Here is a 14,903-nt window from a genome sequence, read left to right on the forward strand (position 1 = left end):
CATCGCATGACGCCGATGTTTCAAATGCGTGAAATCGGATAAGCTCGATCCGTTGCTGCGCATGTGCGCAGCCCGCGCCGCGGGCGCGACTTTTCGGAACCGGCCCACCCATGACCGACATCAAGATCCGGCACAGCGAGACGCACGACGTCGACGCGATCCGGCAGATCGCCGCGCACCCCGCGGTGTACATGTATACGCTGCAGTATCCGTTTCCATCGCTCGAAAAATGGCAGAAACGGCTCGCCAACGCGCACGAGCGCGGCGCGAGCCTCGTCGCCGAAATCGACGGCGCGGTGGTTGGCCATCTCGGCCTCGAGTTCGAACCGAATCCGCGTCGGCGCCATGCGGCAGGGCTCGGCATGATGGTCGACGCGACCCGGCACGGGCGCGGCATCGGCAGCCGGCTGCTCGCGGCCGCGATCGATCTCGCGGAAAACTGGCTGAACCTCACGCGCCTCGAGCTGACCGTGTTCACCGACAACCGCGCGGCGATCGCGCTCTACGAGAAGCACGGCTTCCGGATCGAGGGCGAATCGCCGGGCTACGCGTTGCGCGACGGCGTGCACATGTCCGTGTATCACATGGCGCGGATCAAGGGCCGAGAGTGAACGCGCGGCGACGATGCCGCGCGTCATATTCATTCAAGAATTCGTTCGTTTCCCGCCGGCTGCGCGGATCGTATCGTTGAAGGATTTGCCGGCCGCTTCGGGCGGCGTTGGCGGTCGCCGCATCGATGCGCGCGGCTTGCGTCGACGCACGCCGGCTTGCGCCACGCCGCACGCCGGTGCGCTTCATCGCTTCATGAATCTCGCTGCATGGGCGTCGCTTCAGGTCGTCGCTTCCCGTCGTCGCCTGGCGCGCCACTCCTTCCCGCAACCTTCTTTTTCAACGGACCCGCTTCGATGAAAACCGCTCTCCGGAATCTGACTGCCGCCTGCCTGCTCGCTGCCGCCGCGGGTGCGGCGTTTGCCGCCGCCGCGCCCACGGGCACCCCGGTCGCGAGCGCATCGCCCGACGGCGCGCACCTGCCGCCCGGCATCGCGTGGCAGCACGGCGACGTCGACGCCGCTTTCGCGTTGGCGAAGCGCACCGGCAAGCCGCTGCTGCTCTACTGGGGCGCGGTGTGGTGCCCGTCGTGCAACCAGGTGAAATCGACGATCTTCAGCCAGCAGGCGTTCAAGACCCGCTCGTCGTTCTTCGTGCCCGTGTATCTCGACGGCGATACCGAAAGCGCGCAGAAGCTCGGCGAGCGCTTCAAGGTGCACGGCTACCCGACGATGATCCTGTTCCGTCCCGACGGCACCGAAGTGACGCGGCTGCCGGGCGAAGCCGATCTCGACCGCTACATGCAGGCGCTGTCGCTCGGGATGACGGCCGCGCATCCGGTGCGGCAGACGCTCGCGACCGCGCTGAAGAACGGTGCGTCGCTGACGCCGGACGAATGGCGCCTGCTGGCCGACTATTCGTGGGATACCGACGGCGCGCTGCCGGTGCCGGCCGATCGCGTGGCCGAGACGCTGCAGTCGCTCGCGCAACGCGCGCGGGCGGCCGGGGCGAAGGCCGAATCGGCGCGCTTTGCGCTGAAGTCGGCCGTGGTCGCCGCGTCCGACGATCCGGCGCAGGCCGGCGCGCTGGACAAGACGGCGCTGGCCGATTCGCTGCGCGCGGTGCTGCAGGACCCCGCCTTGTCGCGGGCCGATTCGGACGTGCTGGTCGCCGCGCCCGCGCGTGTGGTCGCGTATCTCGGTGGCGGCGACGCGCAGCGCGCGAAATTGCGCGGCGCGTACGACACGGCGCTTGCGCGCCTGTCGACCGACACCACGCTGTCGTCGATCGACCGGCTGATGGCGCTGCACGGCCGCGTGCTGCTCGCGCGCGGCGATGCCCGCAAGGGCGCACCGCTCGCTGTGCCGGCGCTGGCCGACACGGCGCGCAAACAGATCCTGGCGTCGGTGCAGGGCGCCGCGAACGCATACGAGCGGCAGGCACTCGTCAGCGAAGGCGCGGACACGCTGACCGACGCGGGGCTGTACGACGAGTCGGATGCCTTGCTGAAGGCCGAGTTGCCGCGCTCGTCCACGCCGTACTACTTCATGTCCGGGCTGGCCGCGAATGCGAAGGCGCGCGGCGACAAGGCCGGGGCGCTCGACTGGTACCGCAAGGCATACGATGCGGCGAGCGGGCCGGCGACGAAGCTGCGCTGGGGCGCGACCTATTTCGCGAACGCGGTCGAACTGGCGCCGGACGATTCGGCGCGCATCGAAGGGATCGCCGCGAGCGTGCTCGCGCAGGCCGACAAGACGCGGGACGCGTTCTACGGCGCGAACCTGCGCGCGTTGACCAAGGTCGTCACGCAGTTGAACCGCTGGCGCGGCAGCGGTGCGCATGACGCATCGGTCAGGTCGATCGCGAAGCAGTTCGACGGCATCTGTGGGAAACTGCCCGCCGGCGATCCGCAGGCAAGCGCCTGCGAGCGCCTGATCCAGCCGGTCAAGGCATAGATCCGGTAGCACTGCGTGGGCTTTCGGGATGCCGGCCGGCGCATTTCCCGATACCGACGAGGCCACCGACCCCATGCCCCACCTGACGCTCGAATATTCCGCGAACCTCGACGGGTTCGACGCCGGCGCGACACTGCGCGCGCTCAATGTTGCGCTTGCCGCGTCCGGCCATTTCGACGAGCGCGATATCAAGAGCCGCGCGCTGCGGCTCGATACATTTGCGGTCGGCACGTCGCCGGCGCCTCGCGCGTTCGTCCACGCGAAGCTCGCGGTGCTGAGCGGCCGGCCGACTGACGTCAAGCGGGAATTCTCGGAGCGGGTGCTGGCGGAACTGAAGCGGCACGTCGTCGCGCCGCCCGGCATGCACCTGCAACTTTCCGCGGAAATACTGGAACTGGAACGCGAGTCCTACGCGAAAGCGGCCATCGAGCCGCGCTGACCGTGCAGCGCGGTGCGCGCTGCACGCGCCGGCAACGTGGCGCTGACGCTAGCACAGCCCGCTGGCTTGAAACCGGACTATTGGCCCGTGGCGGACGCGCCGCGATTGCCGTAGCCGGCGCCCGCGGCCCGCGGCGCACCTTGCTGCCGGGCGATCTTCGCTTCGGCGGCCTGGATGCTGGCAGGGTAGAACCAGTCGCTCGGCTGGAAGCCGGCTTTTCTCAGTGCAACCACTTCGGAATGCACTTCGGCGCGCGTGAGCGGCTGGGTGGCTTGCGCCTGCGCGGCGACGGGAGCGGCGAATGCGGCGGCGAGGGCAAGTGTGCGGAGCAGCGGGTTCATGAGCGGATACCTCCAGGTTTTCGACGGCGCCGATCACGTACGGTGACCGTCGAAAGCAGTGTAGGCCTCGCCTGACGCGCGAAAAATGCCGCTGCACCCAACGTAGTGTTCTCCGGAAGACAACAATGAGCGGCCGGCGCGCGCCCCTGGACGGTGCCCGGCAAAAAGGGGAGGAGCGGGGGAGAAGCCGGCCGCAGCGACGTGGCCGGCGGCCGGCGGGCAGCGGCCCGTAGACGGGCCGCCGCATGCGGGGGTATTACACGAGGCCCGTCGTGTAGTACACGGCGATCACGAAGAACACCGCGAGCGTCTTGATGATCGTGACCGCGAAGATGTCGCGATACGACTCGCGGTGCGTGAGGCCCGTGACCGCGAGCAGCGTGATCACCGCGCCGTTGTGCGGCAGCGTGTCCATGCCGCCGCTCGCCATCGCGACGACCCGGTGCAGCACGTCCAGCGGGATATTGGCGGCCTGCGCGCCTTTGATGAACAGGTCCGACATCGCGGCGAGCGCGATGCTCATGCCGCCCGACGCCGAGCCCGTGATGCCGGCGAGCGAGCTGACCGACACGGCCGCGTTGACGAGCGGGTTCGGGATGCTCTTCAGCGCATCGCTGACGACGAGGAAGCCCGGCAGCGCCGCGATCACGCCGCCGAAGCCGTACTCCGACGCGGTGTTCATCGCGGCGAGCAGCGCACCGGCGACGGCGGCCTTCGAGCCGTCCGCGAAGCGCCCGCTGACGCGTTTGAACGCGGTCAGCACGACCAGCACGATGCCGAGCAGCAGTGCAGCCTCGACCGACCAGATCGCGACGACGGTCTTGATCGACGTCGTGACCGGCGCGTGCACGCCGGGCAGCACTTCCGGCGCGACCGTGTACGACGCGGCGCCGTACCACTGCGGAATCAGCTTCGTGAATGCGAAGTTCGATACGCCGACGAGGATCAGCGGCAGGATCGCGAGCGCGGGATTCGGCAGCGACTTCGCCTCGACGCGCTCCGGTTCGTTGACGAGCGACGTGCCGTAGCCTTCACCCTTTGCCATCGCCGAACGGCGGCGCCATTCGAGATAGGTGAGGCCGACGACGATGATGAACAGCGAGCCGATCGTGCCGAGCGCGGGCGCGGCCCAGGCGGTCGTCTTGAAGAACGTGGTCGGGATGATGTTCTGGATCTGCGGCGTGCCGGGCAGCGAATCCATCGTGAACGAGAACGCGCCGAGCGCGATCGCGCCGGGCATCAGCCGTTTCGGGATGTTGCTCTGGCGATAGAGTTCGGCCGCGAACGGATAGACCGCGAACACCACGACGAACAGCGACACACCGCCATAGGTGAGCAGTGCGCACACCGCGACGATCACCGCATTCGCGCGTGAGCGGCCGATGTAGCGGATCGCCGCGTGGACGATCGACTCGGAGAACCCGGAGAGTTCGATCACCTTGCCGAACACCGCGCCGAGCATGAACACCGGGAAATACAGTTTGACGAAGCCGACCATCTTCTCCATGAAGATGCCGGAGAAGACCGGTGCGACGGCGGCGGGTTCGGTCAGGAGCACCGCGCCGAGCGCGGCGATCGGCGCGAACAGGATCACGCTGTAGCCGCGATACGCGGCGAACATCAGGAACGCCAGCGCGGCGAGGACGATCACGAAAGACAAGGGAGTCTCCTAAAAGCTTGGAATGGCTTTGGTTGTTGTTCGATCGCGCGATGCGCCGCGGACCAGCTCAGGTTCGTGCAGGTTTCGTGCCATCGGCCGGATAGCGCCGCCGGACATGGGTCCGCCGGGGACCGGCGGCCCCGCGCCGGTCGTTGTCTGACGATTCTACATAAAACGTCTCTATCCGGAGACGTTTTGGCTATCCGGCCAAGCCTCGACATCGTGCAGGGCTTTACCGACAACGTATTGCGGCGTGTCTCCGGAGTGAGATAATCCGTCTCGTTCCGGAGACAGCCGGTCGACGATACACGGAGACGAAGACACGATGATGAACGACTGGGCCCGCCTGCCCGTCAACTACGGCGACGTGCTGCGGCGCGCCGCCGAGTCGCTGTTCCGGACCTTCGAGGATTCGAGCGCGGGCACGGTGGTCGTCGATCGCGATGCACGCGTCGTGTGGATGAACGAGCGATATGCGGCGCGCTTCGGTTTCGCCGATCCGCAGCAGGCCGTCGGCCTCGACTGCGAGGCCGTGATCCCGAACAGCCTGATGCGCGAGGTCGTGTCGACCGGCCAGCCGATCCTGCTCGACATCATGGAGACGGGCCGCGAGCCGCTCGTCGTCACGCGCCTGCCGCTGAAGAACGAGGCCGGCGAGACGGTCGGCGCGATCGGCTTCGCGCTGTTCGACCAGTTGAAGACGCTCACGCCGATCTTTTCCCGCTACGCGCAGCTTCAGCAGCAACTGATCGCGACGCAGCGTTCGCTCGCGCAGGCGCGCCGCGCGAAATACACGTTCGCGAGTTTCGTCGGCACGAGTGCGGCGAGTCTCGAAACCAAGCGCCAGGCGCGCCGCGCCGCGCAGGTCGATTCGCCGGTGCTGCTGCTCGGCGAGACGGGCACTGGCAAGGAACTGCTCGCGCATGCGATCCACGCGGCGTCGGCGCGCGCACTCCAGCCGCTCGTGACCGTCAACGTTGCCGCGATTCCCGACACGCTGCTCGAAACCGAATTCTTCGGCGCCGCGCCCGGTGCTTACACGGGCGCCGACCGCAAGGGGCGCGTCGGCAAGTTCGAGCTGGCCGATCGCGGGACGCTGTTTCTCGACGAGATCGGCGACATGCCGCTGCCGCTGCAGGGCAAGCTGCTGCGCGTGCTGCAGGACAAGGAGTTCGAGCCGGTCGGCTCGAACCGGATCGTGCGCGCGGACGTCCGGATCATCGCGGCCACGAGCGCCGACCTGCCGGCGCTGGTCGCGGCCGGGCGTTTTCGCGCGGATCTCTATTACCGCCTGAACGTGCTGACGATCCACGCGCCGCCGCTGCGCGAGCGCGCCTCCGACATCGCGGCGCTCGTCTATGCAACCCTCGAGGAACTGGCCGCGCAACACGGGCGCGCGGCCCATTGCGAGCTGACCGACGATGCGCTGCGGATGCTGTGTGCGTATCCGTGGCCGGGCAACGTGCGCGAGTTGCGCAATACGCTCGAGCGCGCGCTGATGCTGTCGGACCGGTCGGTGATCGATGCGCGTGCGCTCGCGCCGTTCCTTGGGCCGGTGCGTGTATCGACGGACGGTGCAGTACCGGCGCAGCCGGTGGCTGTGCAGACGGTCGAGCGGCGCGCGGGCGAAGTGCGGGCTGCGCCGGCAGCGTCGTATGCCGATGCATTGGCGGCGTGGGAGCGCCAGTTCCTGACCGATGCGCTCGCGGCTTGCGACGGCAAGGTGGTGGAAGCGGCCGCGCGCATCGGGATCGGCCGCGCGACGCTGTACAAGAAGCTGGCGGCGCTGGGCATCGACCGGTAGGCCGATCGGCAAGGCCGATGCGGCCGGACGTGCGGCATCGAACAGGAGATCACGATGAAACGGATCGGCATCGCAGGATGGCTGGCGCTGTTGCTGGCGAGCGCCGCGCTCGCGCAGTCTGGCGACGCCGACGCCCCCGAGGCACGGCGCAACTGGTACAACGATCCGTTCATCGCGCTGTCGCGGGACGTAGCCGAATGCCCGTTGCCGCTCGGCCCGTGGATGACCCGGGCCGAGATGACGGACGACGCGCATTACCGTGCCGAACGCGGCACCACGTGCTGGCTCGCGCACCGCTGCACGAAGCCGAACTCCTACATGTATGACGCACCGATCGCCGACGCCGTGAAGGCGCACTTCGCCGGCTCCGATCGACTGCATGGCACGAGCCTGTGGATCACGGTGCAGCGGCGTTTCATCTACGTCGAAGGATGTGCCGATACGGCGTTCGACCGGCAGGCATTGCAACGTGAGCTCGAGGCGATTCCGGACGTCGAGCAGGTGTTCGTTCGCATCACCGACGATCCGCGCAAGCGCTTGCCGTACAAGGCGCGCGGGCAACCCGGGCGCACGCCGGACTGACGGAGAAAGGGCCGCGCATGGCATACTCGCGACATTCAAAAAAAGGTTGACGGGAAGAACAATGAAACACATGCTTGCGTCGGTCTGTCGGTGGCCTCGGGCGGCCGTTGTGCTGGGTCTGGTTGCCGGGCTCGGCGGGTGTGGCGGCAGCGCACCGCTGTTCACTTCGGACGGGCGTCCGACTACCCAGGTGCAATGCACCGGCAGCGACTGGAGCAATTGCACGGACAACGCCCGGGCGATCTGCAACGGGGATTTCGAAGTGCTTCAGCAATCGAGCGATGACGCCACGCGAAATCTTCTCTTCGCGTGCAAGAAAAAGAGCGGTTATTGACCTCGAAATAACCGGCTGAGGAGACCACGATCGGGCGAAGCGCTTTTCTGTTTGCTGAGAGTCACCTATTTTTCACGAATAACACTCACGGAGTCCCATCCATATGGCGACCTACAGGCAACTGACCGCGCAGCTCGAACGGCTTCAGCAAAAGATCGACAAGGAACGCGAAAAGGCGATTGCCGATGCGATTGCCGATATCCGCGCGAAAATCGAGGAATACGACATTACGCCGGAAGAGCTCGGGTTCCGTGCGGCAGGGGCGGCCGCTGCCGCCGCGAAGCCGAAGCGTACGTCGCCGCCGAAGTACCTGAACCCGAAGACGGGTGAAACGTGGAGTGGCCGTGGACGCTCGCCGACGTGGCTCGGCAAGAATCGCGCGCGTTTCCTGATCAAGGACTGACTCCCGAAAATTCTCACCTTTCGCGTGCCGACCGACGGTGCGAACGGCCATGCGGCCGTCGCACCGTTTTGTTTTTGTGCATTCCGGCGCGATTCCCGACGGCGTATTGAACTGCGATGCCGCGCAATTAACGGATCCCGTTTTGCGAATTCGCTGCGATTCGGCGGCATATCGCGGCGATTTTCGGTAAACAGCGCCGCAATTTCACGGCATATCCGCATTGGCCCGCGCCATTCTCGCGGTGCACGCGCGCCGCGAATTCCGATCACCTTTCGCGTGTTTGCGCGTCGCGCCGTGCAATTCCCGAATTTACTCACCATAGCTCCTGTAAATCCTCACCTTTGACGAAGCGGACACAACGCCGCGCCGAATGCGAACGCCGCCCGCGTCGAGCGCATGTGGACGCCCGGCGTGCGGCGACGGCTTTCGTGCTCGTGTCACAGGCCCATGGTGCGTGCGTTGACGTCTGTCGAATAGTCGGCCGTCCGGCATATAGGCAGCTGCATGCGCTTCGCCTATGCTTGGGGTTCGCGTCGATCGGTGTATGGCCTGTCCGTGCCGCATGCCGATCGGGTCGTCTTTCGTTACCGCAGGGAGCCGATGTGACCGTTCGCCATCTCGATGCGTTGTTCCAGCCCAAGTCCGTTGCGGTCGTCGGCGCGTCGTCGCGCGCGGGCAGTATCGGCGCGATGGTGTGGGCGCGCGTGCTCGACGGCGCGTTCCAGGGGCCCGTGTGGCCCGTCAATCCGAAGTATCGTGACCTGCACGGGCATGCGGTCGTTGCCGATGTCGACCGGTTGCCCGCACCGCCGTCGGTTGCCGTGATCTGCACGCCGCCCGCGACCTGGGCCGGCATCGTGCGCAAGCTCGGCGAGCTCGGCACGCGCGTGGCGGTGATCGTCGGCGAGGCGCGCACGGATGCCGATCGCGCCGCGCTCGATCGCACACTGAAGGCGGCGAAGCCGTTCGTGCTCCGTATCGTCGGGCCGGGCAGCCTCGGCGTGCTGTCGCCCGCACGGCATGCCCATTTCGGCGCGCCGGCCTATACGGCGCGATCGGGCGGTGTCGCGTGGGTGTCGCAATCGAACGCGCTGACGAACGCGGTGCTCGGCTGGGCCGACGCACGGGGCCTCGGGTTTTCACATGTCGTCGCGCTCGGCGGCGAGTCCGACGTCGATGCGGGCGACGTGCTCGACTATCTCGCGAGCGACCCCGGCACGCGCGCGATCCTGCTCGAACTCGATACCGTGCGCGCGGCGCGCAAGTTCATGTCTGCCGCCCGCGCGGCCGCGCGCAACAAGCCGGTGCTCGCATTGCGCACCGGGCGCGCCGATCCGGGCGACGCGCTCTATACGGCGGCGTTCCAGCGCGCGGGGATGGTGCGGGTCGATGCGCTCGACGATCTGCTCGACGAGATCGAGACGCTCGGCGTCGGCCGCGTCACGGCGCGCGGCGCGGCCACGCTCGTGACGAGCGATGCGGGGGTCGCGAAACTCGCGGTCGACGCGGTGTCCGACGTGCGCGACGTACTGGCCGACTGGCCGCCCGCCGCCACGTCGGCCGTCTCGGCCGCGCTGCCGCATCTCGCATCGCCCGGCAATCCGCTGACGCTGGGCGACGATGCGCGGCCCGAGCATTTTGCCGCGGCGGTCAAGGCGCTCGCGCCGTTCCCGCAAACGGGCACGCTGTTCGTCGTCCATTCGACTTCCCACAGCGCGCCGGCCGATGCGGTTGCGCACACGCTGATCGAAGCGCGGCAGCACGCGCATCGCGGCATCCTCGCGTGTTTCTTCGGCGCGGTCGACGCGGCGACGCGCGATGCATTGCATGCGAACGGCATTCCCGTGCACACCACGCCGCAGCGGCTCGCACGCGCGTATGCGCGTCTCGTCGACTACAACCTCGGGCGGCAACTGCTGATGCAAACGCCCGAGGGCACGCCGCTGCAGCCGGCCGAGTGCGTTGCATCCGCGCAGGCCGACGCGCGCCGGATGGTCGAAGCCGGCGAGCATGAGCTGACCGGCGAAGCCGCGCTGGGCTGGCTGTCCCGTTTCGGCCTGCAGGGCGAGCAGGCCGCCGAGCCGGCCGGCACGAAAGTCGTCGATGTCACGGTCGACATGTACGACGATGCGAACTTCGGCCCGGTGTTTCGCTATGCCGTGCCGCCCGCGGACGGCGTATCGGCGCCGTTCGTCGTCTATGGCCTGCCGCCGCTGAACACCGTGCTTGCCCGCGCGGTGATGGAGCGCTCGCCGTATGCACGCAGCACACCCGTCGAGCCGACGCTCGACGCATTGACGGCGCTGTCGCAGGTCGTCTGCGACGTGCGTGAAGTCGTTGCGATGTCGGTCACGCTGCGCGTGCTGTCCGACCGTGCGCAAGTGATCGCACCGCGTATCACGTTGGCCACGGGCCGCAGCCGGCTCGCGATCATGCCGTATCCGCGCCACCTCGAACAGACGCTCGAGTGGCGCGGCGAGACGGTGACGATCCGCCCGATCCGTCCGGAAGACGAGGCCGCGCACAACGAGCTGCTCGGCGCGATGACACCGGACGATCTGCGGATGCGATTCTTCGGTGCGGTGCGCAGCTTCGATCATTCGCAGGTGGCGCGCATGACGCAGATCGATTACGACCGTGAGATGGCCTTCATCGTGTCGTTCACCGACGTGTCCGGGCGCGACCACACGCTCGCGGTGGCGCGCGCCGTGGCCGATCCCGACAACGAGACGGCGGAGTTCGCGATCGCGGTACGACCCGACCAGAAGGGCAAGGGGCTTGGCCGGCTGATGATGAACCGGATCATCGACTACGCGCGTTCGCGCGGAACCGCATGGATGATCGGCGAGGCGCTGCGCGAGAACTCGGCGATGATCGCGCTTGCGAAGTCGTGCGGTTTCGCCGTGTCGACGACGGAGGAGCCCGGCGTCGTCGGCTTCAGGATGAAGCTGCAGCCGTAGCGTCCGTCGGCGGCTCGGCGCGTACGGACGCCATATGCCGTCGATGTCCCCGGCTTGCCGGCACGTTGCGGATGTTTCCGGTCACGAATGCCGGGCATTCGAACCGGTCTTGTGAGCGAAACGACGGCGAACGTGCCGCTGCCTGTTCGCGACGGAAACAACGACGCGCATACGGCAGGCATCGCGAGACGCGTACCGTTTGCCGCAATATCGGTCCCGCAGCGCAGTTTTCCGCGAGGTACCCACACGTATTTGCCGCTGTATTTGAGCCTCGAAAATTCGAGTCTGCCCAAAAGGTGAGATTTTTCAGGAGCCGCCGGTGAGCTTCTCCGGGATGGTCGAGGTGAGCCAATACGGGAGCATTCGGTGAGCCTTCCCGGGAGTGGCCGGTGAGTACCTGCGGGAGGCGTCGGTGAGCCTTTCCGGGGCGCATCGGTGAGGGGCTGCGGGACGTATCGGTGAGCACATCCGGGAGGCTTCGGTGAGGATTTCCGGGAGCCTTGGTGAGCTTTTTCGGGAGGGGTGGGTGAGCGCTTGCGGGACGCCAAGGTGAGGCTTTTCGGGAGTGTCCGGACGCACGGCTAGCGCAAGCGCAACGCCGGCCAAGGTCGGCGTCATGCAGGGCGCGGGCACGCATGAACCGTGCCCGCACTTACATTCAGGCAGCGAGTTTCGCCGCCGCGTCGTTCACCTGGTCACGCGAAATCGCGAGTTCCTCGAGGTGCGGATCGGCATAGACGGCGCCGGTTTCGCGCTCGAGGCGGGCGATCGTCAGCGCGCAGCGCGCGATGTCCTTCGGCATCGCGATGAAGCGCTTGACAGATTCGCCGGACGTGAATGCTTCGAACAGCGCGCCGCGCACGTCGTCCGGAAGCGTCTTGGTCCATTGGTACGGCTTGCCGTTGAACGTGATCGTCGGCGGCAGCGTGCGTTCCTTCTTGGTCGCCGTGATGAGCCCGTAGGTGCGGGCCGCGTCGCCGATCTGCTCGGGCGAGAAGAGCTCGTCGGGCGTGATGTCGAACTGCTCGATGTAGTTCTCGATCGCCTGCATCGCGGCGGCACGATCGTCGCGCTTCTTCTGCGCGCGCGCGACGATATCGCGCAGTTCGTCCGCCTCCTCGGGCGTGATCGTGAAGCTTGCCTGCTTCTGCTGAAGTTCGGAGAAACGCTGGAATTCTTGATCGTTCAGAAGTTTGGCCATGACATCCATCGGACACGACGGCCGCGACAACCGGCCGCCGTAGTTTTTGAGAGGGCCGCTATTTTAGCGTAGCGCCGTGGACGCACGATATGGCACCGTCCGTCGCGCCTCGCGCCTCGCACCGGCGTGATCGCGGGCGGCCGGGATCGGCGCAATCGCGCCGTACCCGGTGCGTTCCGACGAGCCTGCGTGTCGGCAGGGTCGGCTATGTCAGCAGGTTTCGGCGCGGCACATCGACAGATGGGCGGCCGTTTCGCGCAACCCTTCGACGACTGCGTCGACCGATGGCGCCATGTGCGCATCGATCCGGCGCATGTACGGGCAGGTCAGCACCGCGATCGCATGGCCGGACGGCCCGAGGATCGGCGCGGTCAGGTCGGTCACGCCGTACGCCTGGCGGCTGTCCTGGCGCAGGTAGCCGGCCTGCCGGATGGACTGGCACGCGTACGCGAGTTCCTGCTCGTTCAGCGGCGCTTCGCCCTTAACCTTGCGATGCTCCGCAAGCATGTGCGCGCGCTGCTCGGCGCCCTGGAACGACAGCATGACCCGCCCCGATGCGGTATCGGCGAGCCCGATGCGCGAGCCGAGCCGGACCGACACCCCCCACGGGCCGGGCCCGTCGACTTGCGCGATCACGAGCAGGTTGCCGCGATCGTAGACGGACAGGTGGCACGATTGTTCGGAGGAATCGGCGAAGCGCTGCATCGGCGGCAGCGCCTCGGCGATCAGCCGGCTCATCGGCGGATGCCGGTGCGCGAGCGAGAACAGCTTGAGGCTGAGCGTATAGCGGTCGCCGCCGGTCGAGCGCATCACGTAGCGGCGCGCGACGAGGCGTTCGAGCATCCGGTAGATCTCGCTCGCGTTGCGGCCGAGTTCCTTCGTGATTTCGGTGCGGGTGAGGCCTTCTTTCTGCTCCGACAGGAGTTCGAGGATGTCGAGACCCTTGTCGAGCGCGGGTGCGCGATAACGGTCGATTGCGCCCATCGATTCCCGTGCGTCGCAGCCGGGAAGCAGGTCGTTGGTTGTTTGCATTGTCGGTGTGAGGTTGGGGGATGACTGTCGATCGATTGGCGACGCACGCTGACCGATTCTGCACTTCGCCTGTGTCGGGCTCGCGTGTGGCGACGCACGCCATCCGTTCGAGCTTAACAACAAACAATTAGTGTGCAATGCAGCGTCTTTTTACCGATCGTTACCTGACAAGAACGGATCAATTCGTTTTCAGGATGACAGGGAAGCCCCGAATACCCGGTATTCATGACAGGTGGCACCGGTTCAAGGTATTCGAAAGGAAATCGGGCGGCAGCGCCGTCCGCGATGCTGCGCCGCAGCGCCCGCGGGTGCACCAATAGTCGGTATCCGTCGCGCGTCATTTCATCGCGCGCGGCCGATGGTACAAAGACTGGCGGGCCAGCGACGGTGCGGCCGCGCGTGACGCCGGCCGGTACAGGCCGGGCCATGGCGCGGGTGCCGGGCCGTCGTCGCCGATGCGCAGACCGGCGGCCGCCCGTTCGATGCGCGCCATACTTCCGTGTGGCGCCACGATCGCTGCGCCCGCGCGACCCTCGCGCGTCGAACGGCATGCCGGATGCGGCGCCGACGCGCGCAATCGACGATCGACAATCAGTCCGGCACGTGGCCGCGAAGGGCCGCGTTGGCCGGTATCCTGTCCCATTCGACAACAGAGGTTGAGCACGATGAAACTGCTTCGCTATGGCCCGTCCGGCCAGGAAAAGCCCGGTATTCTCGACGCGGATGGCCGGATTCGCGACCTGTCGGCGCATGTGCCGGATCTGTCCGGCGATGTGCTGTCCGACGCGGGTCTTGCGCGTCTGCGCGCAATCGATCCGGCCACGCTGCCGCTCGTGTCGGGCGAGCCGCGCATCGGCGCGTGCGTCGGCCATGTCGGCAAGTTCATCGGCATCGGCCTGAACTACGCCGATCACGCGGCCGAAGCCGGCATGCCGGTGCCGAAGGAGCCCGTCGTGTTCGGCAAGTGGACGAGCTCGATCTGCGGCCCGAACGACGGCATCGATATCCCGAAGGGTTCGGTCAAGACGGACTGGGAGGTCGAGCTGGGCGTCGTGATCGGCGCGACCTGCAAGGACGTCGACGAAGCGCGCGCGCTCGATTACGTCGCGGGCTACTGCGTCGTCAACGACGTGTCGGAGCGCGAATGGCAGATCGAGCGCGGCGGCCAGTGGGACAAGGGCAAGGGCTTCGACACGTTCGGCCCGATCGGTCCGTGGCTCGTCACGCGTGACGAGGTGCCCGATCCGCAGCGTCTCGACCTGTGGCTCGAGGTCGACGGCCACCGTTATCAGAACGGCAACACGCGCACGATGGTGTTCACCGTCGCGCAGCTGATCGCCTATCTGTCGAGCTGCATGACGCTGCAGCCGGGCGACGTGATCACGACGGGCACGCCGCCGGGTGTCGGGATGGGCATCAAGCCGTCGCCGGTGTTCCTGAAGGCCGGCCAGAAGGTACGCCTCGGGATCGACGGGCTCGGCGAGCAGTTGCAGAGCACGCGCAACGCGCAGTAAGCGCGTGCCCGGTGCGGGCGGATCGCGGGGCAATCAGCCGCGAGCCGGCCGCGCCGCCCGGCATCGGCGTGCTTGCCTACGGCGAGCGTCGCGACCGAACCTCGATGCAGCATAAACAAGGACAAGGGC

Annotated in this window: 14 protein-coding genes; 10 read left to right on the forward strand and 4 right to left on the reverse strand. The window is 67.2% G+C overall.

Annotated features, from left to right (window positions below; translation table 11 throughout):
- The first annotated feature begins 110 nt into the window (after window positions 1-110).
- The 4 genes from FOZ70_RS08085 to FOZ70_RS08100 all read left to right on the forward strand — a co-directional run bounded on the left by FOZ70_RS08085 (window position 111) and on the right by FOZ70_RS08100 (window position 2,943).
- Window positions 111-611 (forward strand): GNAT family N-acetyltransferase, encoded by a 501-nt coding sequence (locus FOZ70_RS08085; RefSeq protein WP_059495167.1) that lies wholly within the window; start codon window positions 111-113, stop codon window positions 609-611.
- A gap of 13 nt (window positions 612-624) precedes the next feature.
- Window positions 625-909 carry a hypothetical protein gene (locus tag FOZ70_RS08090; protein WP_124468723.1) on the forward strand — a complete coding sequence of 95 codons (285 nt, stop codon included), beginning with the start codon at window positions 625-627 and terminating at the stop codon, window positions 907-909.
- Window positions 906-2,504, forward strand: a complete 1,599-nt coding sequence (locus FOZ70_RS08095) for a thioredoxin family protein (protein ID WP_219705475.1) — start codon at window positions 906-908, stop codon at window positions 2,502-2,504. Before FOZ70_RS08090 ends, FOZ70_RS08095 begins: the two co-directional genes overlap by 4 nt.
- Before the next feature lie 73 nt (window positions 2,505-2,577).
- Window positions 2,578-2,943, forward strand: coding sequence for a 5-carboxymethyl-2-hydroxymuconate Delta-isomerase (locus FOZ70_RS08100; protein WP_165580949.1), 366 nt, complete (start codon window positions 2,578-2,580; stop codon window positions 2,941-2,943).
- Between the two features lie 77 nt (window positions 2,944-3,020).
- On the opposite strand, the gene FOZ70_RS08105 is transcribed toward FOZ70_RS08100, so the two are convergent.
- Both FOZ70_RS08105 and FOZ70_RS08110 read right to left on the reverse strand, forming a co-directional pair.
- Window positions 3,021-3,284 carry a DUF4148 domain-containing protein gene (locus FOZ70_RS08105; RefSeq protein ID WP_021159643.1) on the reverse strand — a complete coding sequence of 88 codons (264 nt, stop codon included), beginning with the start codon at window positions 3,282-3,284 and terminating at the stop codon, window positions 3,021-3,023.
- Between the two features lie 256 nt (window positions 3,285-3,540).
- On the reverse strand, window positions 3,541-4,944 hold the full coding sequence (locus FOZ70_RS08110) for a GntP family permease (protein ID WP_021159644.1): 1,404 nt from the start codon (window positions 4,942-4,944) through the stop codon (window positions 3,541-3,543).
- Window positions 4,945-5,269: 325 nt separating this feature from the next.
- Between FOZ70_RS08110 and FOZ70_RS08115 the strand changes: the two genes are divergently transcribed.
- From FOZ70_RS08115 to FOZ70_RS08135, 5 genes are all read left to right on the forward strand, one after another.
- Window positions 5,270-6,748, forward strand: a complete 1,479-nt coding sequence (locus FOZ70_RS08115) for a sigma 54-interacting transcriptional regulator (protein ID WP_059487607.1) — start codon at window positions 5,270-5,272, stop codon at window positions 6,746-6,748.
- 54 nt (window positions 6,749-6,802) lie between these two features.
- Window positions 6,803-7,330 carry a BON domain-containing protein gene (locus FOZ70_RS08120; RefSeq protein ID WP_048023818.1) on the forward strand — a complete coding sequence of 176 codons (528 nt, stop codon included), beginning with the start codon at window positions 6,803-6,805 and terminating at the stop codon, window positions 7,328-7,330.
- Window positions 7,331-7,391: 61 nt separating this feature from the next.
- Window positions 7,392-7,664, forward strand: coding sequence for a hypothetical protein (locus tag FOZ70_RS08125; RefSeq protein ID WP_048023821.1), 273 nt, complete (start codon window positions 7,392-7,394; stop codon window positions 7,662-7,664).
- Between the two features lie 103 nt (window positions 7,665-7,767).
- Window positions 7,768-8,067 (forward strand): H-NS histone family protein, encoded by a 300-nt coding sequence (locus tag FOZ70_RS08130; RefSeq protein WP_027790329.1) that lies wholly within the window; start codon window positions 7,768-7,770, stop codon window positions 8,065-8,067.
- A gap of 602 nt (window positions 8,068-8,669) precedes the next feature.
- On the forward strand, window positions 8,670-11,027 hold the full coding sequence (locus tag FOZ70_RS08135) for a GNAT family N-acetyltransferase (protein WP_060320496.1): 2,358 nt from the start codon (window positions 8,670-8,672) through the stop codon (window positions 11,025-11,027).
- A gap of 658 nt (window positions 11,028-11,685) precedes the next feature.
- Here the strand turns inward: FOZ70_RS08135 and FOZ70_RS08140 are convergent.
- Both FOZ70_RS08140 and FOZ70_RS08145 read right to left on the reverse strand, forming a co-directional pair.
- Complete coding sequence (locus tag FOZ70_RS08140; RefSeq protein WP_042975149.1) at window positions 11,686-12,237, reverse strand: hypothetical protein; 552 nt, start codon at window positions 12,235-12,237, stop codon at window positions 11,686-11,688.
- Between the two features lie 201 nt (window positions 12,238-12,438).
- Window positions 12,439-13,260, reverse strand: a complete 822-nt coding sequence (locus FOZ70_RS08145; RefSeq protein ID WP_042975150.1) for an IclR family transcriptional regulator — start codon at window positions 13,258-13,260, stop codon at window positions 12,439-12,441.
- A 665-nt stretch (window positions 13,261-13,925) separates the two neighbouring features.
- On the opposite strand from FOZ70_RS08145, the gene FOZ70_RS08150 reads away from it, so the two are divergent.
- Window positions 13,926-14,774: an ureidoglycolate lyase gene (locus tag FOZ70_RS08150; RefSeq protein ID WP_059487600.1), complete on the forward strand. Its 849-nt coding sequence runs from the start codon at window positions 13,926-13,928 to the stop codon at window positions 14,772-14,774.
- Window positions 14,775-14,903 lie beyond the last annotated feature (129 nt).

Source organism: Burkholderia sp. COPS, assembly GCF_019425585.1.
Classification (GTDB): domain Bacteria; phylum Pseudomonadota; class Gammaproteobacteria; order Burkholderiales; family Burkholderiaceae; genus Burkholderia; species Burkholderia cepacia.